General features: G+C 73.7%; 15 protein-coding genes. 8 read left to right on the forward strand and 7 right to left on the reverse strand.

Annotated elements, in window-relative coordinates; all coding sequences use genetic code 11:
* Positions 1–5 precede the first annotated feature (5 nt).
* Together KYY02_RS05690 and rbsD are read left to right on the forward strand one after the other, a co-directional pair.
* A complete protein-coding gene (locus tag KYY02_RS05690) occupies positions 6–998 on the forward strand; it encodes a ribokinase (RefSeq protein WP_371236318.1) in 993 nt (330 codons plus the stop codon).
* A complete protein-coding gene (gene rbsD / locus KYY02_RS05695) occupies positions 995–1384 on the forward strand; it encodes a D-ribose pyranase (RefSeq protein WP_371236319.1) in 390 nt (129 codons plus the stop codon). Before KYY02_RS05690 ends, rbsD begins: the two co-directional genes overlap by 4 nt.
* A gap of 761 nt (positions 1385–2145) precedes the next feature.
* On the opposite strand, the gene KYY02_RS05700 is transcribed toward rbsD, so the two are convergent.
* Genes KYY02_RS05700 through KYY02_RS05710 form a run of 3 tightly spaced genes read right to left on the reverse strand, consistent with a single transcriptional unit; the run spans position 2146 to position 5272 of the window.
* Positions 2146–2976 (reverse strand): sugar phosphate isomerase/epimerase family protein, encoded by an 831-nt coding sequence (locus KYY02_RS05700; protein ID WP_371236320.1) that lies wholly within the window; start codon positions 2974–2976, stop codon positions 2146–2148.
* Positions 2973–4124, reverse strand: coding sequence for a dihydrodipicolinate synthase family protein (locus KYY02_RS05705; protein WP_371236321.1), 1152 nt, complete (start codon positions 4122–4124; stop codon positions 2973–2975). The genes KYY02_RS05700 and KYY02_RS05705 overlap by 4 nt, the downstream gene beginning before the upstream one ends.
* Complete coding sequence (locus tag KYY02_RS05710; protein ID WP_371236322.1) at positions 4121–5272, reverse strand: Gfo/Idh/MocA family protein; 1152 nt, start codon at positions 5270–5272, stop codon at positions 4121–4123. The genes KYY02_RS05705 and KYY02_RS05710 overlap by 4 nt, the downstream gene beginning before the upstream one ends.
* Before the next feature lie 243 nt (positions 5273–5515).
* On the opposite strand from KYY02_RS05710, the gene KYY02_RS05715 reads away from it, so the two are divergent.
* The 3 genes from KYY02_RS05715 (at position 5516) to KYY02_RS05725 (ending at position 9102) form a co-directional block, all read left to right on the forward strand.
* Positions 5516–6562, forward strand: coding sequence for a LacI family DNA-binding transcriptional regulator (locus KYY02_RS05715; protein WP_371236323.1), 1047 nt, complete (start codon positions 5516–5518; stop codon positions 6560–6562).
* Between the two features lie 306 nt (positions 6563–6868).
* On the forward strand, positions 6869–7669 hold the full coding sequence (locus KYY02_RS05720) for a sugar phosphate isomerase/epimerase family protein (RefSeq protein ID WP_371236324.1): 801 nt from the start codon (positions 6869–6871) through the stop codon (positions 7667–7669).
* A 194-nt stretch (positions 7670–7863) separates the two neighbouring features.
* Complete coding sequence (locus tag KYY02_RS05725; RefSeq protein WP_371236325.1) at positions 7864–9102, forward strand: MFS transporter; 1239 nt, start codon at positions 7864–7866, stop codon at positions 9100–9102.
* Between the two features lie 249 nt (positions 9103–9351).
* Here KYY02_RS05725 and KYY02_RS05730 read toward each other — a convergent pair whose 3' ends face one another.
* Positions 9352–10281 (reverse strand): EamA family transporter, encoded by a 930-nt coding sequence (locus KYY02_RS05730; RefSeq protein WP_371236326.1) that lies wholly within the window; start codon positions 10279–10281, stop codon positions 9352–9354.
* 90 nt (positions 10282–10371) lie between these two features.
* Between KYY02_RS05730 and KYY02_RS05735 the strand changes: the two genes are divergently transcribed.
* From KYY02_RS05735 to KYY02_RS05745, 3 genes are all read left to right on the forward strand, one after another.
* Complete coding sequence (locus tag KYY02_RS05735) at positions 10372–11289, forward strand: LysR family transcriptional regulator (protein ID WP_371236328.1); 918 nt, start codon at positions 10372–10374, stop codon at positions 11287–11289.
* 297 nt (positions 11290–11586) lie between these two features.
* The gene (locus tag KYY02_RS05740; protein ID WP_371236329.1) at positions 11587–13431 is read left to right on the forward strand and encodes a glycoside hydrolase family 3 protein; all 1845 of its coding nucleotides are present in this window, start codon (positions 11587–11589) and stop codon (positions 13429–13431) included.
* A gap of 147 nt (positions 13432–13578) precedes the next feature.
* Positions 13579–14235: a hypothetical protein gene (locus tag KYY02_RS05745; protein WP_371236541.1), complete on the forward strand. Its 657-nt coding sequence runs from the start codon at positions 13579–13581 to the stop codon at positions 14233–14235.
* 14 nt (positions 14236–14249) lie between these two features.
* On the opposite strand, the gene KYY02_RS05750 is transcribed toward KYY02_RS05745, so the two are convergent.
* From KYY02_RS05750 to KYY02_RS05760, 3 genes are all read right to left on the reverse strand, one after another.
* Positions 14250–15683: a S28 family serine protease gene (locus KYY02_RS05750; RefSeq protein ID WP_371236331.1), complete on the reverse strand. Its 1434-nt coding sequence runs from the start codon at positions 15681–15683 to the stop codon at positions 14250–14252.
* 96 nt (positions 15684–15779) lie between these two features.
* Positions 15780–16166 carry a hypothetical protein gene (locus KYY02_RS05755; protein WP_371236332.1) on the reverse strand — a complete coding sequence of 129 codons (387 nt, stop codon included), beginning with the start codon at positions 16164–16166 and terminating at the stop codon, positions 15780–15782.
* Between the two features lie 186 nt (positions 16167–16352).
* Positions 16353–20060: an ABC transporter ATP-binding protein gene (locus tag KYY02_RS05760; RefSeq protein ID WP_371236333.1), complete on the reverse strand. Its 3708-nt coding sequence runs from the start codon at positions 20058–20060 to the stop codon at positions 16353–16355.
* Positions 20061–20101: the final 41 nt, after the last annotated feature.

A 20101-nucleotide genomic window follows, 5' to 3' on the forward strand; every position in this document is an offset into this window, starting at 1 on the left:
GACACATGTACGACTACGACCTCCTGGTCGTCGGATCGGCCAACGCCGACCTGGTGATCGGGGTCGAGCGCCGGCCGGGCGCCGGGGAGACGGTCCTCGGCTCCGACCTGGCCGTCCACCCGGGCGGCAAGGGCGCGAACCAGGCGGCCGCGGCCGCCCGGCTCGGCGCCCGTACGGCCCTGCTGGCGCGGGTCGGCGACGACGGGCACGGGCGGCTGCTGCTGGACTCGCAGCGGGCGGCCGGGGTGGACACGGTGGGCGCGCTGGTGGGCGGGGCGCCCACCGGGGTGGCGCTGATCACGGTGGACCCGTCGGGGGACAACAGCATCGTCGTCTCGCCCGGCGCCAACGGCCGGCTGACGCCGGCGGACGTACGGGCCGCCGGGAGTCTGTTCCACGCCTCCCGGGTGGTCTCCGCGCAGTTGGAGATCCCGCTGGAGACGGTGGTGGAGGTGGTGCGGAGCCTGGTGCCGGGCAGCCGGTTCGTGCTGAACCCGTCCCCGCCGCGCCCGCTTCCGGCGGAGGTGCTGGCGGCCTGCGACCCGCTGATCGTCAACGAGCACGAGGCGAAGGTGATCCTGGGGGACGCCGCCGGGGTGAGCGACGAGCCCGAGGACTGGGCGCGGCTGCTGCTGGCGAAGGGCCCGCGGTCGGTGGTGGTGACGCTGGGCGCCGAGGGCGCGCTGGCGGCCTCCGCCGACGGTGTCACCCGCGTCCCGTCCGTGAAGGTGCGCGCCGTGGACACCACCGGGGCGGGTGACGCGTTCACCGCCGCGCTGGCCTGGCGGCTGGGCGTGGGCGAACCGCTCGCCGGGGCGGCGGCGTACGCGGCCCGCGTGGGGGCTGCGACGGTCACCAAGGAGGGCGCGCAGGCGTCCTTCCCGACGGCGGAGGAGGTCGCGTCGCTGTGCTCCACCGTCCCGGGAAACGACCCGCGGATCCCCGGCCGGGGGTCGGACAGCGTGGCCGGGACGGACGCGGAAGGCGGGGTCCGGTGAAGAGGCACGGAATCCTGAACCGGCACCTCGCCGGCGCCCTGGCCGAACTCGGGCACCGGGACGGGGTGCTGGTGTGCGACGTGGGGATGCCGGTCCCCGACGGGCCGCGCGTGGTGGACCTGGCGTTCCGCGCGGGGGTGCCGTCGTTCGCGGAGGTGCTGGAGGGGCTGCTGGAGGAGCTGGTCGTCGAGGGCGCCACGGCCGCGTCCGAGGTGCGGGAGGCCAATCCGGCGGCGGCCGGGCTGCTGGCGGACCGCTTCCCCGGCCTCGGCCTGGTCCCGCACGAGCGGCTCAAGGAGCTGAGCGCCGGCGCGCGGCTCGTCGTCCGCACCGGCGAGGCACGGCCGTACGCCAACGTGCTGCTGCGCTGCGGGGTGTTCTTCTGAGACCGCCCGTACGGACTTCGAGGGGGCCCGGTCCGTCGACCGGGCCCCCTCGGCCCTCCCCCGTCAGAACCCCTCGAAGCCCCCCGGTCCCCTCCCAGAAGTCCTGACGCCGAGTACGACCCACGAGGTGCGGGGAGGGTTGCACGGTCTCCCCGGAATTCTTCCGGCCCCGGTTCCTTACGATGTCCGCCTGGACGGGATGCGGTAGCTGTTCGCGGCGGAGGGCGAGGCCCCGGCGGCCTGGACCGCCACCGCCGGCTGGAGCGGGGCCGCCGCGGTCCGGCCGGCCCCCGGCCGCGGGACCGCTCCCTCCACACGATCGCCGCGCGGTGGGGCTCCACCCACGCGGCCGACTTCAGCCGCGTCTCCCGCCGCGCGTACGGCATGACGCCGACGGGCCACCGCCGCACGAGCCAGTAGGGGCGGGTGTTCCGTCCTGCCGGAATCGACAAGCCCCCTGCACGGACGGTCAAGGATCCGGGCGTTCGGCGGACGCATGCCGGCGCCCGTGCGCAGTGGGGGCCGTGCACTGCGCGGGGGAACGGGGGAAGCAGCGTGCGGTGCCGGCGAACGTCGGCGTCCGGTCCGGCACCGCACGGCTTGCGCCCCGCGCGGGACGGCGGGGCACGGGACGACCTCTCCCCGGAGTTTCTCCCGTGCCCCGCGCCTCGGCAGGGCGTCCCGGGCCGTGTACGGGGCCCGGGACGCCACACGGGCAGAGCCCGGGCCCCGCACAGGACCCGGGACGCCGCGTGCGGCTCCTAACCCGCGTGCTCCACGAACCGTGCCGCCGTCTCGGCGAGCACCTCGCGGCCGTCGCGGGCCCAGAGGGCGTCGTTGAACAGTTCGACCTCGATGGGGCCGGTGTAGCCGGCCGCCTCCACGTAGCCCTTCCACTCCCGCATGTCGATCGCGCCGTCGCCGATCTGGCCGCGGCCGTTGAGGACGCCCTCGGGCAGCGGGGTGGTCCAGTCGGCGAGCTGGAAGGTGTGGATACGGCCCTGGGCGCCCGCGCGGGCGATCTGGACGGGTGCCTGGTCGTCCCACCAGATGTGGTAGGTGTCGACCGTGACGCCCACCTGGTGGGCGGGGAAGCGTTCCGCGAGGTCCAGGGCCTGGGTGAGCGTCGAGACCACGCACCGGTCGGAGGCGAACATGGGGTGCAGCGGCTCGATGGCCAGTCTCACCCCGTGCTCCTCGGCGTAGGGGCCGAGTTCGGCGAGCGCGTCCGCGATGCGTTCCCGGGCGCCGCGCAGGTCCCTGGAGCCGGCCGGCAGCCCGCCCGAGACCAGGACCAGGGTGTCGGTGCCGAGCGTGGCCGCCTCGTCGACCGCCCGCCGGTTGTCGGCCAGGGCCGCCGCCCGTTCGTCGGGGTCGATCGCGGTGAGGAAGCCGCCGCGGCACAGCGTCGTCACCGCCAGGCCCGCGTCGCGGACCAGTTTCGCGGCCGCCTCGACGCCGTACGCCTGGACGGGCTCGCGCCACAGGCCCACACCCGGTACGCCCAGCTCGCGGCAGGCGTCGACGAGGTCCGGCAGCGACAGTTGCTTGACCGTCATCTGGTTGATGCTGAAGCGCGCGAGGTCGGTCACGGGGTGACTCCGTACAGGTTCAGCAGGGTCCTCATGCGTTCCTCGGCGAGCCCCGGGTCGGGGAACAGGCCGAGGCCGTCGGCGAGTTCGTAGGCGCGGACGAAGTGCGGCAGGGAGCGCGCCGACTGCAGTCCGCCGACCATCGTGAAGTGGCTCTGGTGGCCCGCCAGCCAGGCCAGGAAGACCACGCCCGTCTTGTAGAAGCGGGTGGGCGCCTGGAAGAGGTGGCGGGAGAGTTCCACGGTCGGGTCGAGGAGGGCGCGGAAGCCCTGCGTGTTCCCCGTGTCGAGGACGCGGACCGCTTCCGCCGCCAGCGGGCCGAGCGGGTCGAAGATGCCGAGCAGGGCGTGGCTGAAGCCCTGCTCGTCGCCGGCGATCAGCTCGGGGTAGTTGAAGTCGTCGCCGGTGTAGCAGCGCACGCCCTGCGGCAGCCGGCGGCGCAGGTCGATCTCGCGCTGGGCGTCCAGGAGCGAGACCTTGATGCCGTCGACCTTGTCGGGGTGGGCGGCGATGACCTCCAGGAAGGTGCCGGTGGCCGCGTCGAGGTCGGACGAGCCCCAGTAGCCCTCCAGGGCCGGGTCGAACATGGGGCCCAGCCAGTGCAGGACCACCGGCTCGGCGGCCTGGCGGAGCAGGTGGCCGTAGACCTCCAGGTAGTCGTCCGGACTCTTCGCCGTCGCGGCCAGCGCGCGGGACGCCATCAGGATGGCCTGCGCGCCGGACTCCTCGACGACCGCGAGCTGTTCCTCGTAGGCCGCCCGGACCTCGGCGAGGGTGCCACCGGTGATCTGGTCGGTGCCGACGCCGCAGGCGATGCGGCCGCCGGCGGCCTTGGCCTCGGCGGCGGAGCGGCGGATAAGTTCCGCCGCTCCGGCCCAGTCCAGGCCCATGCCGCGCTGGGCGGTGTCCATGGCCTCTGCGACGCCCAGGCCGTGCGACCACAGGTGGCGGCGGAAGGCGAGGGTGGCGTCCCAGTCGACGGCCGCCGGGGAGTCGGGGGTGGTGTCGGCGTACGGGTCGGCGACGACGTGCGCGGCCGAGAAGACCGTACGGGAGGTGAGGGGGGCTCCGGTCGTCAGGGCGAGGGGCTCGGTGCGGGGCTCGTAGGCCCGCAGGGCGCCGTTCGCGTCGGGGAGGTGGAGGGTCACAGCGCGACCTCCGGCACGTCGAGGCGGCGGCCCTCGGCCGAGGACTTCAGGCCCAGCTCGGCGAGCTGGACGCCGCGGGCGCCGGCCAGCAGGTCCCAGTGGTAGGGGGCTCCGGCGTAGACGTGCTTGAGGAAGAGTTCCCACTGGGCCTTGAAGCCGTTGTCGAACTCGCCGTTGTCCGGGACCTCCTGCCACTGGTCGCGGAAGACCTCGGTGGCGGGGATGTCCGGGTTCCAGACCGGCTTGGGGGTGGCGGAGCGGTGCTGGACGCGGCAGTTGCGCAGTCCGGCGACGGCCGAGCCCTCGGTGCCGTCGACCTGGAACTCGACCAGTTCGTCGCGGTTGACGCGGACCGCCCAGGAGGAGTTGATCTGGGCGATGGCGCCGCCCTCGAGCTCGAAGACGCCGTAGGCGGCGTCGTCGGCGGTGGCGTCGTAGGGCTTGCCGTTCTCGTCCCAGCGCTGCGGGATGTGGGTGGCGGTGAGGGCCTGGACGGACTTCACGCGGCCGAACAGCTCGTGCAGCACGTACTCCCAGTGCGGGAACATGTCGACGACGATGCCGCCGCCGTCCTCGGAGCGGTAGTTCCAGGACGGGCGCTGGGCCTCCTGCCAGTCGCCCTCGAACACCCAGTAGCCGAACTCGCCGCGCACGGAGAGGATGCGGCCGAAGAAGCCTCCGTCGATGAGGCGCTTCAGCTTGAGCAGGCCGGGGAGGAACAGCTTGTCCTGGACGACGCCGTGCTTGACGCCGGCCGCGTTCGCCAGGCGGGCGAGTTCCAGGGCGCCGTCGAGGCCGGTGGCGGTCGGCTTCTCGGTGTAGACGTGCTTGCCCGCGGCGATCGCCTTCTTGATCGCCTCCTCGCGGGCCGAGGTCACCTGGGCGTCGAAGTAGATGTCGACGCTCCCGTCGGCGAGGACCGCGTCCACGTCCGTCGCGATGTGCTCCAGCCCGTGCCGTTCGGCCAGCGCCTTCAGCGCGTGCTCCCGCCGGCCGACCAGGATCGGCTCCGGCCACAGCACGGTGCCGTCGCCGAGGTCGAGGCCGCCCTGCTCGCGCAGGGCCAGGATGGAGCGGACGAGGTGCTGGCGGTAGCCCATGCGTCCGGTCACACCGTTCATGGCGATACGCACCGTCTTGCGTGTCACGTCATTCCCTTCGTACGCGGTTCGCGCGCCGCGTACGCCCCACTGACGAGCGTGACAGCAAGCGCTTTCTATGTACGTAGAAGCTAACCTCTGGACGGCAGTGCGGACAAGACCACGGCGGGTCCGAGTTGTTCGAGGAGGCGAACAGCCGCGCGGATGGCCGTAGGGTCTGCTCGGAACCACGGGTGTGGGCGTGGGTGTGTACGACGGCGTACGGCGAACGCGCGAGGCGGAGGACGAGACATGACGGTGACCCTGGCGGACGTGGCGGCTCGCGCCCAGGTCTCCCCCGCGACGGTGTCGCGCGTGCTCAACGGGAACTACCCCGTGGCCGCCACCACCCGTGAACGGGTGCTGAAGGCCGTCGACGAGCTGGACTACGTCCTCAACGGACCCGCCAGCGCCCTGGCCGCCGCCACCTCCGACCTGGTGGGCATCCTGGTGAACGACATCGCCGACCCGTTCTTCGGCATCATGGCGAGCGCGATCCAGGCGGAGATCGGGGGTCCGGGCGGGCGCGCGGGCGGGGAGAGACTCGCGGTCGTGTGCAACACGGGCGGCTCGCCCGAGCGCGAACTGACCTACCTCACGCTGCTCCAGCGGCAGCGGGCGGCGGCGGTGGTGCTGACCGGGGGCGCGATCGAGGACGCGCCGCACAAGGCGGCCATGAACGCGAAGCTGCGGAGACTGGCGGACGCCGGGACCCGGGTGGTGCTGTGCGGCCGGCCACAGGCGCCGGAGACCGGGGCGATCGCGCTGACCTTCGACAACCGGGGCGGCGGCCGGGAACTCACCGAGCACCTCATCCGGTCGGGGCACCGGCGGCTGGGCTACATCGCGGGCCCCCGGGAACGCACCACCACCCGCCACCGGCTCGAGGGCCACCGGGACGCGCTGGCCGCGCACGGCATCGAGGAGGATCCCCGGTGGACCGTGCACGGCCGGTACGACCGGCGGTCGGGGTACGAGGCGACGCTCGAACTCCTGCGGCGCGACCCGTCGCTGACGGCCGTCGTCGCGGCGAACGACTCCGTCGCGCTGGGGGCGTGCGCGGCGCTGCGGGACTCGGGGATGCGGATCCCGGACGAGGTGTCGGTGGCCGGGTTCGACGATCTCCCGTTCAGCATCGACGCGGTGCCGGCGCTGACGACGGTGCGGTTGCCGCTGGCGGAGGCGGGGGCCCGGGCGGGGCGGATCGCGATGGGGCGGGAGGAGGAGCCGCCCGGCGGGATCACCTCGGTGCGCGGGGAGTTGGTGGTGCGGGGGTCCACCGCGGGGCCGCGCGGCTGATCGGCCCTCGAGGTCCGGTGCCCGTACCGCGCCCGCGCGGCGGAGCCGCGCGACGAGACGGCCACACGCCCTTGAACGGCGCGTCGCCAGGTGCGGGCCGCTCGCGCCCCGGGCCGTGCGGACCGGTCACGCCCGCGCGGCGGAGCCGCACCTCGACGCGGGCCCGCGCCCCCGGGTGGCAGCGCCGAGGTTCACGGGGTGCCGATGAGTCCCGGTGATGCGGGAAGGCCGGCACGCACACGGGAGCCGCGACACCGAAGTGACGAGGGGGAGTGACACCGCAGGTCGCGGGTAGGGTCCGTTGACATGAAGCTGGCGTTCTCCACCCTCGGCGTCCCCGGGCTGCCGCTCACCGACGTGCTGGCCCTCGCGACCGCGCACGGCTACCACGGCGTCGAACTGCGCGCCCACCCCGAAGAGCCCGTCCACCCGGGCCTCGATCCCGCACGGCGCGCCGAGGTGGCCGCCGAGTTCGAGGCGGCCGGCATCGAGGTCCTGGGTCTCGCCGGGTACGCCCGCGCCGCCGCGCCCGGCGCGGACGAACCCGTCATCGACGAGATCCGCGCCCTCCTCGACCTCGCCCGGGACCTCGGCGCCCCCTTCGTCCGGGTCTTCCCCGGCGGCGGCACCGAACAGAGCCCCGAGGAGGCGGACGCGACGGCCGCCCGCCGGCTGGGCACGGCCGCCGAGTACGCCGCCGACCTGGGCGTGCGCATCCTGCTGGAGACCCACGACTCGCACCGCACCGGCGCCGACGCGATGCGGGTCCTCGGCCTGGTCGGCCACCGGCAGGTGGGCGCGCTGTGGGACGTGATGCACACCTGGCTCGGCGGTGAGCAGCCCGTGGAGAGCCATGCGGCCCTCTCCCCGCACCTGGGGTACGTGCAGGTCAAGGACGTCGCCTCCGCCGACGACACGACCCCGCTCCCGCTCGGCACCGGCGTCCTCCCGCTGGCCGACGTCGTGGAGGTCCTCTCCCGGCACGGCTGGGACGGCTGGCTCTGCTGGGAGTACGAGAAGCGCTGGTACGCCGGGGCCGCCCCGCTGCCCGGCCTCCTCGCCCCCGGCCGGGAACACCTGACCCGGCTGCTGAACGAGTCGGCCTGACCGGACGCGGAAATTCGCTTACGCCGGGGCCGCCCCGCTGCCCGGCCTCCTCGCCCCCGGCCGGAAACACCTGACCCGGCTGCTGAACGAGTCGGCCTGACCGGACGCGGAAATTCGCTGGCCGGGACACGGGGCGGCCGGATAGCGTCTCGCGCCGTGCCTCAGTACGTCCGCCGCTCCCCCGCCGCGTCCGCATGAGCCTGTCCCGCACCCTGATCGACGTGCGTCCCCTGCGTGCCTCGCCGGTCTTCCGCCGGCTGCTGATCGGGCGGACGGTGTCCGTGCTCGGCGGCTTCATGACCATGGTCACCGTCATGTACCAGGTCTGGGAGATGACGCACAGCGCGGCCTGGAGCGGCGCGGTGGGTCTCGCGCAGGCGCTGCCGCTGGTGTGCTTCGGCCTGTTCGCCGGGGCCTGGGTCGACCGGGGCGACCGGCGCCGGATCTTCCTGGCCGCGACGGTGGGCCAGGCGCTGTGCTCGCTGCTGCTGGCGGTCCAGGGGTTCACCGGGAACGTACCGGTGACCGGTGTGCTCGCCCTGGTCGCCGCCCAGTCCGCCTGCGCGGCGGTCGGCGGTCCGGCGGCCGGCGTGTTCGTCCCCCGGCTGCTGCCCAAGGAGCAGGTCGCCTCCGGTCTGGCGCTGTACCAGGTCACCGCCCAGTCGATGATGCTGGTCGGCCCGGCTCTCGGCGGGCTGGTGCTCGGCTGGTTCGGCATCGGCGTCTGCTACCTGCTGGACTCGCTGAGCTTCCTCCTCGCCTTCTACGGCGCGTTCGGACTGCCCGCGCTGCCGCCCGAGGGCGAGCCGTCCCGCGCGGGGCTGCACGGGGTGCTGGACGGGCTGCGCTTCCTGGCCGGCCACCGGGTGGTGCGCGGCGCGCTCGTCACCGACCTCGCCGCCACCGTCCTGTCGATGCCGGTCAGCCTGTTCCCGCTGATCAACGACGAACGGTTCGGCGGTGACCCGCGCACGCTGGGCCTGTTCCTGTCGGCGATCGCGATCGGCGGCGTGCTGGCGTCCGCGCTGTCCGGGGCGGTGACCCATCTGGGCCGTCCCGGCCTCGTGATGCTGTGCGGCGCCGGCGTGTGGGGGGCGGCGCTGACCGCGTTCGGTCTCATGAGCAGCCCCTGGATCGGTCTGGGGCTGCTGGTGGTGGCCGGCGGGGCCGACGCCCTGTCGGTGCTCTCCCGCACCACGATCGTGCAGACCCGTACGCCCGACGCCCTGCTGGGCCGGGTCACGGCCGCCGAGCAGATCGTCGGGCAGGCCGGACCGCACCTCGGCAACATGCGCGCGGGGCTGGTGGCCGGCGCGACCTCCGGGGCTGCGGCCCTGGTGACGGGTGGACTGCTGTGCCTGGTCGCGGTGGTGTACGTCGGCGCGAGTACGCCGGAACTGCGCGAGGGGTCCTCTCCGGCAAAAGCGCCCTGACCCTGCGGGGCCGGGCCGGAGGGCTCGGGGCGGTGGCGTCGCGGGGCGGGTGCGGGTGGATCGTGGTCGCTCGCGCCCACGCGGCGGAGCCGCACATGTCACGGCCCCCCGCCCTTGGGGTGCTTCACCCCTCGGTGTCCCGGCCCTCCGCCGCCGGGGCCGGCTCGGCGGCGTGCCGGCGGTTCCAGCCGCACCGGCGCGCCCTCGAGCACCGGTCCTTCCGGCGACGGGACCCCTGCGCGACCCCCTTCATCCGCCGGCCGGGGAGCCCTCCGTAGGCGCCTTCGCCCGTCGAGCGGGTTCCACGGCCGGTGCCGCCGCCGGCCGCCGTAGCGTCACCGAGGCCATCGCCACCCCGCCCACCAGCAGCGCCGCCGCGCACCACCGCAGCGGGGTGACCGACTCGCCCAGGAACAGCGCGGCCGACGACATCCCGAAGACCGGGACGAGCAGGGAGAACGGCGCGACCGTGGAGGCGGGGTGGCGGCGCAGCAGCCACCCCCAGACGCCGAAGCCGAACACCGTGGCGGCCCAGGCGACGAAGAGCACCGTGCCCGCGCCCTGCCGGTCCAGGCCGCGCAGCGCGTCCAGGTCCCGCGACGGGCCCTCCAGCAGCAGCGACAGGCCCAGCAGCGGCAGCACCGGCACCGTGCTCACCCAGATCATGAAGTTCAGGGCGTCCGGGGGCGCCGCCTTGCGGGTGAGGATGTTGGAGACGCCCCAGCAGGCCGCCGCCGCGACGACCAGGGCGAAACCGGACAGCGGACCCGAGGCGCCCTCGTCGACCGCGGCCACGCCGATGCCGGCCAGCGCCACCGCCATGCCCACCAGCCGTACCCGGGAAGGGCGTTCGCCGAGGAGCGCGAAGGCGAACAGGGCCGTGAACACCGCCTGGACCTGGAGGACCAGCGAGGACAGTCCGCCCGGCATCCCGGCGTCCATGCCGACGAACAGCAGCCCGAACTTGGCCACCCCCAGCGCGAGACCCACCCCCACGATCCACTTCCACGCCACCTTGGGCCGCCCCACGAGGAACACCGCGGGCAGCGCCGCGACCAGGAAGCGCAGGGCGGAGAAGAGCAGCGGCGGGAAGTGGCCGAGCCCGACCTCGATGACGGTGAAGTTCACCCCCCACACGGCGGTGACGAGGACGGCGAGGAAGAGGTGGGAAGGGCGCATACGTCGAGGATCACCGCCCACCACCCTTCAGCACCAGCGATGATTCCTGCATGGTTGGATGAAGCACCGCTAACCGATCGGGGAACCGCCATGCTCGACCTCCAGCGGCTGCGCGCCCTGCACGCCGTCTCCGTCCACGGCACCGTCGGCGCCGCCGCCGCGGCGCTCGGATACACCTCGTCCGCCGTCTCCCAGCAGATCGCCAAACTGGAGCGGGAGACGCGGACGGTGCTGCTGGAGCGGGAGGGCCGGGGCGTGCGGCTGACCGACGAGGCACATCAACTGGTGCGGGCGGCCCGGGAGCTGATCGCCATCGTGGAGCGGGCGGAGACGGAGCTGGAGGAGCGGCGCGGGGTGCCGGCCGGTCGGCTGACCATCGCCGCGTTCGCGTCGGCGGCCCGCGGGCTGATGCCGCCCGTGCTGGCCGACCTGGCACGCCGGCACCCCGCGCTCGACACCCGGCTCACCGAGATCGACCCGCATCTCTCCGTGGACCTGGTGGCCAAGGGCGCGGTCGATCTGGTCGTCGCGCACGACTGGGACGTCGCGCCGCTGCCGGCCCCCGCGGGCGTGGAGCAGTCGGTCATCGGTGACGACCTGTGCGACCTGCTGGTGCCGCGGGACCACCCCTTCGCGGGACGTACGGCGGTGCGGCGGGAGGAGCTGGGCGGCGAGCGCTGGATCTGCCAGCCGCCGGGGCGGGTCTGCCACGAGTGGCTGGTGCGCACCCTGCGCGCGGCCGGGCACGAGCCGGAGATCGTCCACCAGGCGGACGAGAACCCGACCCTGGTCGCCCTGGTCGCGGCCGGGCTCGGCATCGCGCTGATCCCCCGGCTGGGGCGCGGACCGCTGCCCGCCGCAGTGGTGGAGGTGCCGCTCGACCCCGTGCCCGTACGGCGGCTGTACGCGCTGTGGCGCACCGGGGCGGCCCGTCGCCCGGCGATCGCGGAGACCGTCCGCACGCTGTGCGGGCACTGGCCCGAGGTGTCGGCGCGCTCGCCCCGCTGAACCCGTCCGCATCACCGGCCCCGGCTCCGGTCCGGGCGGGTACCCGTCCCCGCCTCCGCCCGTCCCGGGGGCAGGCTTCCGCAGGAGTCCCCGTGGTGCGGTGCGGCCCTCTCCGCCGTGCCGCGGCCGGCAGCACGCCGTCGTCGGCGCGCACCCTCCTGCCGCGCCGGTGACGGCCCCTCCCCGGTTGCCGCGCACCCCCTTGACTGGCAGAAACTTCCCGGATATTGGTGACCTCCCGGCAGTTTCCTTCAGCGGATCCCCGGTCCCCGCGGATCACCTTCCAAAGGAGCGCACGTGCCCGACAGCAGCACCGGAAGCACGGGAAGCACCGCACGTCCGTCCAGACGCTCCGTCCTCACCGCGACGGCGGGCGTCACCACCGCCCTCGCGGCCGGCGGCGCCGTTCACGCGGCCACCGGCCCGTCCGCGCACGACGACAGGAGGCTGCGCGCCCTCGTCTCCCGCATGACGCTGGAGGAGAAGGTCGGCCAGCTGTTCGTGATGCGGGTCCACGGCCACTCCGCCACCGACCCCGACCGGGCCGACATCGACGCCAACCTCGAGGAGATCGGGGTGCGCACGGCCGCCGAACTGCTCGCCCGGTACCGGGTCGGCGGCATCATCTACTTCTCCTGGGCGCACAACACCCGCGACCCGCACCAGATCGCGGACCTGTCCAACGGCATCCAGAAGGCGTCCCTCGGGCTGGAGCGCGGGCTGCCCGTGCTCATCTCCACCGACCAGGAGCACGGCGTCGTGGCCCGCGTGGGCGCGCCCGCCACCCTCTTCCCCGGCGCGATGGCCGTCGGCGCGGGCCGCTCCCGCTCCGACGCCCGCGCCCTCGGCCGGATCGCGGGCCGTGAGCTGCGCGCGCTGGGCATCCGCCAGAACTACTCCCCGGTGGCCGACGTCAACGTCGACCCGGCCAACCCGGTCATCGGCGTCCGCTCCTTCGGTTCCGACCCGGAGGCGGTCGCGGGTCTCGTCGCGGCGGAGGTCAGGGGCTACGAGTCGTCCGGCGTCGCCTCGACGGCCAAGCACTTCCCGGGACACGGCGACACGATCACCGACAGCCACGCCGAGCTGCCGTACATCCACCACACCCGCGAGCAGTGGGGGGAGCTGGACGCGCCGCCGTTCCGGGCCGCGATCGACGCGGGTGTCGACTCCCTCATGACCGCGCACATCGTCGTCCCGGCCCTCGACGCCTCCGAGGACCCGGCCACCCTCTCGCGCCCCATCCTCACCGGCATCCTGCGCGAGGAGCTGGGCTACGACGGGGTCGTGGTGACCGACTCCCTCGGCATGGAGGGCGTCCGTACGAAGTACGGCGACGACCGGGTTCCGGTGCTGGCCCTCCGGGCGGGCGTCGACCAGTTGCTCAACCCGCCCTCCCTGGACGTCGCCTGGAACGCGGTCCTGAACGCCGTGCGCGACGGCGAGCTGACCGAGTCCCGGCTCGACGAGTCGATCCTGCGGGTGCTGCGGCTCAAAGCGCGACTGGGCCTGTTCGAGGACCCGTACGTCTCGCACGCCGGGGTCGACCGAGCCGTCGGCGCCCGCGCGCACCTGGCCGCCGCCGACCGGATCGCCGAGCGCACCACCACCCTGCTGGTCAACGAGGGCGGCCTGCTGCCGCTGTCCCGGCGCAGACACCCCGGGCTGCTGGTGGTCGGCGCGGACCCGGCCTCCCCGTCCGGTACGACGGGGCCGCCGACCGGGGTGCTCGCGGACACCCTGACCGAGCTGGGCTTCACCGCCACCGCCCTGTCCACCGGCACGGCGCCGTCCGCCGCCACCGTCGCCGAGGCGGTCGCGGCGGCCCGGGACGCGGACGCGGTGGTCGTCGGGACGTACAACGTCAGTGCGACCAGCAGTCAGAAGACGCTGGTCGAGCAGTTGCTGGCGACCGGGAAGCCGGTGGTCGCGGTGGCGATCCGCAACCCCTACGACGTCGCCCACCTGCCCGGCGTGGCGGCGTACGTGGCGACGTACTCCTGGACCGACGTCGAACTGCGTGCGGCGGCACGGGTGATCGCGGGCAGGGTGCACCCGCGCGGCACGCTCCCGGTGCCGGTGCAGCGGGCGGACGGCCCGGCGGCGGTGCTGTACCCCGTCGGACACGGGCTGAGGTACTAGACGCACACGGGCGCGTCCCCTGCCGGACGTAGCGCGCGTACGTCGCCCATCCGACGCGTTCTCCCCGATGTGGGTGAAAGCTCACCGGATGTCCGGCGTGCCCCGACGGATCGGGTCACGCTGGAAGGGAGTGTCCGGGGGATGACGATGCACGTGGGAAGCGGGTGGGGGACACGCGCCGCGTTCGTGGCCGCGGTCGCGGTCGCGGTGCTGCTCGCCGGCTGCCGGGGCGCGCCGGGCGGCGGCGCCGAGGAGGACGGCCGGCCGGGCGATCGGCGCGCAGGGGCGGCGTCGCCGGCTGCGGCCCCGCCGTCCGGACACGGGGCGGTGTTCCTCGCGGTCGACGAGTGCAGCTCCTTCGGCCGGACCGACTTCACCGAGGTGTCCTGCCGGAGCGAGCGGGCGGCGGCCCGGGTCGTCGCCCGCCACGACGGGACCGCGCGCGACGGGCCGCGCTGCCCGGCCACCACCGACTTCGTGCTGCACATCAGTGAGCAGCGCCCCTCCTTGGACGAGGACGGCGACGGCGCGGTGCCGCGCGGCTACGCCTGTATGCGCCACCTCCAGCCGCCGCACCCCGGCGACCCGGGCGGCGGGGGCGGGCCGCGCACCATCGTCGGCGACTGCGTCCACGACCTGGGCGACGGCAGGGTGCGCGAGACGGCGTGCGACGGCAGCGGCGAGCGGGAACCGGAGTTCGAGGTGGTGAAGGCCGTGGACGACCGGTCCGAGTGCCCGGCGTCCACGGCCCTCTACGTCCGGCTCGGCGGTTCGTCACCGGTGGGCTGCGCCCGCCCGGTGTAGCCCCCGCGCGGGCCTCACGGGCGCAGCGTGCGCTCCTGCCCGACGTCCCGCTTGTCCAGTCCGGCGTCGAACTTCGCCAGCGGCTTCGCCGTCGCCGGGTTCTCCCGGACCGTGCTCGGCGCGACGTCCGCCCAGTCGAGGATGCGGGCCGTGGCCAACGCCTTCTCCTCCGCGACCAGACCGGCCACGTTCGCGCCGTGGTTCATGCCGGGCGCGGTGAACACGTACGCGTCACGCGCGCCCTTGCCGACGCGGAACGGCTCGGCGCCCCACGGGTCGTTCTCGCCGTACACGAACAGCATGTGCCGCGCGTTGTGGCGGACCCAGGAGTCGACGTCCCGCATGACGTGGGGCTGGAACTCCATGTCGATCGAGCGGGGCACGAAGTTGCGCGGCGGCTGGTAGCCGTAGCGGATGTACTTCTTCTCGATGTGCGGGAAGCGGACGGTCGGCGCGCCCAGCTGCGTGCCGGCCTGGTAGTAGTACGGCGTGTACGGGCTCAGGCCCTGGTCCGTGTAGAACGAGAATCCGGAGATCGTGTCGATCGAGGTCCAGATCTCGTCGTCGGTGGCGTTCCTCGCGTCCGCCGGGATGTCCGCGCAGTCGGCGAGGGTGCTGTACTGCCAGAAGCCCCACACGTAGTCCAGGACGACGGCCTCGTACGCCCGGTCCAGGCTGCCGATGGTGTCGAAGGTGTAGCCGTTCTCACTGGCGTACGCCTCGTACTTCTCCTCCAGCGGCGCCCGGCGCACCAGCGCCTCGCGCTGCACCGCGTTCAGCCGGTCGCGGCACTCCCCGGTGCCGACGGTGCGGAAGAAGCGGTCGTAGGCCGAGTCCTCCCTGTTCACCACGTCGTTGGGGGCGACGTAGGCGACCACGCCGTCCATGTCGCGCGGGTAGAAGCGCTCGTAGTAGGTGGCGGTCATGCCGCCCTTGGAACCGCCGGTGGAGATCCAGTTCTCGGAGTAGATCTTCCTCAGCGCGGTGAAGATGCGGTGCTGGTCGCTGGCGGCCTGCCAGATGTCCAGCTTCGACCAGTCGGCCGGCTCGGGCCGGGACGGGGTGAAGAAGCGGTACTCCATGGAGACCTGGTTGCCGTCCACGATCTGGGTCGGCTCGGCGCGGCGGGGCGTCGTGGAGACGCCGTAACCGCTGGTGTAGAAGACGGTCGGCCGCGCGGTGTCCTTGTGCAGCACGGTGATCCGCTGCTGGAACGTGCCCCTGGAGGGCCTGCGGTGGTCGACCGGCTGGGTGTAGCCGAGGACGAAGAAGCGGTACCCGGTGTACGGCTTCTCCTCGATCAGGCTCATGCCCGGAACGGAGAGCAGTCTCTCCTTGATGTCAGTGGTGCCGGTGGCCTCCGGCTCGGCGGCGGTGGCCGCCCCGGCCGTACTCAGTGTGCCTATGAGCACCGTGAGCGCCAGCAGCCATCTGAGCGCCTTGCGCATGCGCACTCCCCTGTGAGACAGATGTGCGCCGGAAGCTACTGGACCAACTCCCCCCGGCACCAGGGGGCATAGGGACATCCCTCGGTCGGCCGCCGGTCAGCACAGGGTCCACCCCGAGCTGACGGACCCGCCGCCGACCCTGCCCTTCACCCATACGCAGCGGCGGCCGGCGTGCACGGTCACCGGTCCGGCGTGGTGCTTGTAGTCGCTCTCGTCGACGACCGGGCGGCCCCCGCGCGCCCGTACGCTCACCGACATCTTCCGTCGGGTGCCGGGGTTCTCGGCGAGGGTGACGGCACAGACGTAGCCGCCCCGCTTGTAGACGACCACCGAGCCGGTGGAGAACGGCAGCGTGCGCACCTTGCGCCCGGCGCAGTACGCGGCGGCGTGCGCGTCACCCGGCGCGGCGACGGCGAGCAGTCCCGAGGTGGTCAGCACCGCCAGGCCGAGCGCGAGTCGCCGGCGTATCGCTCCACTGCCCACAGTCGTCCTCCCGTACCGCGTCTGCCGCGCCAGGCGGCGTACGCGTGTACGGACGCATGACGTACCTCGGATGGTTGCGCGGCCCCGCCCCACGGGAGCACGCCCGCCCCGCGAGAGCACGCTCGCCCCACGGGAGCGGGGCCGCCCCACAAGAGCACGCCCGCCCCGCAGGAGCGGGGCCGCCCCTCACGCCGGCGCCGGCACGTCCTCCCCGACGAACGTCCGCCACAGCCGGGCGTACGTGCCGCCGAGCCGGAGCAGTTCCTCGTGCGTGCCGTCCTCCGCGACCCGGCCGTGGTCCATCACGATCACCCGGTCGGCGCGGGCGGCGGTGGTCAGGCGGTGGGCGACGACCAGGGTGGTACGGCGCCCCGCGAGCCGGTCCGTCGCCTGGTTGACCTGCGCCTCGGTCGCCAGGTCGAGCGCGGCCGTGGCCTCGTCGAGCAACAGCACGTCCGGGGCGACCAGTTCGGCGCGCGCCAGCGCGATCAGCTGGCGCTGCCCGGCGGACAGGTTGCGGCCGCGTTCGGCGACCTCGTGGAGGTAACCGCCGTCCAGCGTGGCGATCATCTCGTGCGCCCCGACCGCGCGGGCCGCCGCCTCCACCTCGGCGTCGGTGGCGTCCGGACGGCCGTAGGCGATGGCGTCGCGGACGGTGCCCGGGAAGAGGTACGCCTCCTGCGGTACGACCCCGAGCCGGTGCCGGTACGCGGTGATGTCCAGGTCCCTCAGGTCCGTGCCGTCGACCGTGACCCGTCCGCCCGTCGGGTCGTAGAACCGGGCGACCAGCTTGACCAGTGTGGACTTCCCGGCGCCGGTCTCGCCGACGAAGGCGACGGTCTGCCCGGCCGGGATGGTGAGGTCGATGCCGTCGAGAGCCTCCTCGTCGTCGCCGTACGCGAAGCGCACGTCCTCGAAGGCGATCTCCCCGCGCAGGGACGGCACGTCGAGCGGCTCGGCGGCGGCCTTCGTGGAGGCCGGCTCCCGCAGCAGCTCCTGGATCCGGCCCAGCGAGACGGACGCCTGCTGGTAGCCGTCGAAGACCTGGGAGAGCTGCTGCACCGGCGCGAAGAACAGGTCGATGTAGAGCAGGTACGCCACCAGCGAGCCGATCGCCAGCGTCCCGTCGTCGACCCTGCCCCCGCCCACGACCAGCACGGCCACGGCCGCGACCGAGGACAGCAGCTGCACGAACGGGAAGTACACCGAGATCAGCCACTGGCCCCGTATGCGGGCGCTGCGGTAGTCGGCGCTGTGCTCGGCGAACCGGCGTCCGCCGTCCCGCTCGCGGCGGAACGCCTGCACGATCCGCAGCCCCGCCACCGACTCCTGCAGATCGGCGTTGACCACCGACACCCGTTCCCGCGCCAGCTCGTACGCCTTCACGCTGGCCCGGCGGAAGAAGTAGGTGGCGACGATCAGCGGGGGCAGGGTGGCGAAGACGACCAGGGCGAGTCCGACGTCGAGGGCCAGCAGGGCGACCATGATGCCGAAGAAGGTGACCACCGAGACGAACGCCGTGACCAGGCCCGTCTGCAGGAACGTGGACAGCGCGTCGACGTCCGTCGTCATCCGGGTCATGATCCGGCCGGTCAGCTCGCGCTCGTAGTAGTCGAGGCCGAGCCGCTGGAGCTGGGCGAAGATCTTCAGCCGCAGCGCGTACAGGACGCGTTCGCCGGTGCGTCCGGTCATCCGGATCTCGCCGATCTGCGCCGCCCACTGCGCGAGCACGGTGAGCAGGCCCAGCAGGGCGGCCGCCCAGACCGCGCCGAGGGCTGCCTGCGTCACGCCCTGGTCGATGCCGTGCCGGATCAGCACCGGCAGCAGCAGGCCCATCCCGGCGTCCACGGCCACCAGGCCGAGGCTGATGAGGAGGGGGGCGCGGAAGCCGCGCAGGAGACGGCGCAGACCGTAGGAGTCCTCCGGCCGGACGGCCTGGGCCTCGTCGACGTCGGGAACGTCGTCCGCCGGGGGCAGCGCCTCGACCTGGGCGAGGAGTTCCGGGGTGGCCGGGGTGCCGGCCAGCGCGTCGTCCTTGGGTTCGCGGTCGCCGGTCCACAGCCGGGGGGTGACCCCGCGCTCGGCGTCGAACTCGGCGTCCAGCTCCGCGCGGACCGAGGTGTCCTCCTCCCGCGGCCCGGCGGGCGGGATGTGGCCCGGGGAGACGGCGCCGAGCTCGTCGGGGTCGGTGAGCAGTCTGCGGTAGAGGGCGGAGCGCCGCTGGAGCTCGTCGTGGGTGCCGATGTCGGCGAGCCGGCCGCCGTCGAGGACGGCGATGCGGTCGGCGAGGTTGAGGGTGGAGCGGCGGTGGGCGATCAGCAGCGTCGTACGGCCCCGCATGACGCCCTTCAGCGCCTCGTGGATCTCGTGTTCGACGCGGGCGTCCACGGCTGAGGTCGCGTCGTCCAGGACCAGCAGGCGCGGGTCGGTGAGGATCGCGCGGGCCAGGGCGACGCGCTGGCGCTGGCCGCCTGAGAGGGTCAGGCCGTGCTCGCCGACCGTGGTGTCGTAACCGTCGGGCAGCTCGCTGATGAACCGGTCGGCCTGGGCCGCGCGGGCGGCGGCGACGATCTGCTCCTCGGTGGCGTCCGGGCGGCCGTACGCGATGTTGTCGCGCACGGTGGTGGAGAAGAGGAAGGAGTCCTCGGGGACCAGTCCGATCGCGGCCCGCAGGGACTCGGTGGTCAGCTCGCGCACGTCGTGGCCGCCGACGAGGACGGCGCCGTGAGTGACGTCGTAGAAGCGCGGCAGGAGCAGGGAGACGGTGGACTTGCCGGAGCCGGAGGAGCCCACGACGGCGAGGGTCTCCCCGGGGCGGATCTCGAAGGAGAGGCCGTCCAGGACCGGCCGGCCGGGTTCGTAGCCGAAGGAGACGTCGTCGAACTCGACGGTCGCCGGGGCGTCGGCGGGCAGTTCCCTGGTGCCGTCGGTCAGGGACGGCTCGGTGTCGATCAGCTCCAGGACGCGTTCGGTGCCGGCGCGGGCCTGCTGGCCGACGGTGAGGACCATCGCGAGCATCCGGACCGGCCCGACGAGCTGGGCCAGGTAGGTGGAAAAGGCCACGAACGTGCCCAGCGTGATGTTTCCGCGCACCGCGAGCCAGCCGCCGAGCGCCAGCATCGCCACCTGGCCGAGGGCGGGGACGGCCTGGAGGGCCGGGGTGTACCGGGAGTTCAGCTTGACGGTGCGCAGCCGCCCGGCGTACAGCCGCCGTCCGACCTCGCGCAGCTTGCCGGTCTCCTGCTCCTCCTGTCCGAAGCCCTTCACCACGCGGACGCCGCTGACCGCGCCGTCGACCACTCCGGCGACGGCTCCCGCCTGTGCCTGCGCGTACCAGGTGGAGGGGTGCAGCCGGGTGCGGCTGTGCTTGGCGATCCACCACAGGGCGGGGGCGACGGCGAGGGCGACGGCGGTGAGCGGCAGCGACAGCCACGCCATGATCACGAGGGAGATCAGGAACAGCAGGAGGTTGCCGATGGTCATCGGCAGCATGAAGAGCAGGCTCTGGATCAGCTGGAGGTCGCTGGTGGCGCGTCCCACGACCTGCCCGGTGGACAGCTCGTCCTGGCGTCTGCCGTCGAGCCGGGTGATCGTCCCGTACATCTCGGTGCGCAGGTCGTGCTGGACGTCGAGGGCGAGCCGGCCGCCGTAGTAGCGGCGGACGTAGGTGAGGACGTAGACGGCGAGCGCGGCGCCGACGAGCAGACCGGCCCAGGTGGCCATGGACCTGGTCCCGTCGCCGATGACGTCGTCGATGATCACTTTGGTGATCAGCGGGACCAGGGCCATGACGGCCATGCCGCCGAGGGAGGAGCCCAGCGCGAGGACCACGTCCCTGGGATGCCGCCACGCATATGCGGCCAGTCGCCGTGCCCATCCCCGTTGCGGTGTCACGCGGGTGCCCTCCGATCGTCCTGATCTACCGGAAGGCACCA

It is taken from the genome of Streptomyces pimonensis, from assembly GCF_041380215.1.
GTDB classification, from domain to species: domain Bacteria; phylum Actinomycetota; class Actinomycetes; order Streptomycetales; family Streptomycetaceae; genus Streptomyces; species Streptomyces pimonensis.

Bases quoted from the DNA above. Each gene is read 5' to 3' on its own strand.
- KYY02_RS05690 (WP_371236318.1), top strand. From the start codon at position 6: ATGTACGACTACGACCTCCTGGTCGTCGGATCGGCCAACGCCGACCTG.
- KYY02_RS05715 (WP_371236323.1), top strand. From the start codon at position 5,516: ATGACGGTGACCCTGGCGGACGTGGCGGCTCGCGCCCAGGTCTCCCCC.
- KYY02_RS05720 (WP_371236324.1), top strand. From the start codon at position 6,869: ATGAAGCTGGCGTTCTCCACCCTCGGCGTCCCCGGGCTGCCGCTCACC.
- KYY02_RS05725 (WP_371236325.1), top strand. From the start codon at position 7,864: ATGAGCCTGTCCCGCACCCTGATCGACGTGCGTCCCCTGCGTGCCTCG.
- KYY02_RS05730 (WP_371236326.1), bottom strand. From the start codon at position 10,281: ATGCGCCCTTCCCACCTCTTCCTCGCCGTCCTCGTCACCGCCGTGTGG.
- KYY02_RS05735 (WP_371236328.1), top strand. From the start codon at position 10,372: ATGCTCGACCTCCAGCGGCTGCGCGCCCTGCACGCCGTCTCCGTCCAC.
- KYY02_RS05745 (WP_371236541.1), top strand. From the start codon at position 13,579: ATGCACGTGGGAAGCGGGTGGGGGACACGCGCCGCGTTCGTGGCCGCG.
- KYY02_RS05750 (WP_371236331.1), bottom strand. From the start codon at position 15,683: ATGCGCAAGGCGCTCAGATGGCTGCTGGCGCTCACGGTGCTCATAGGC.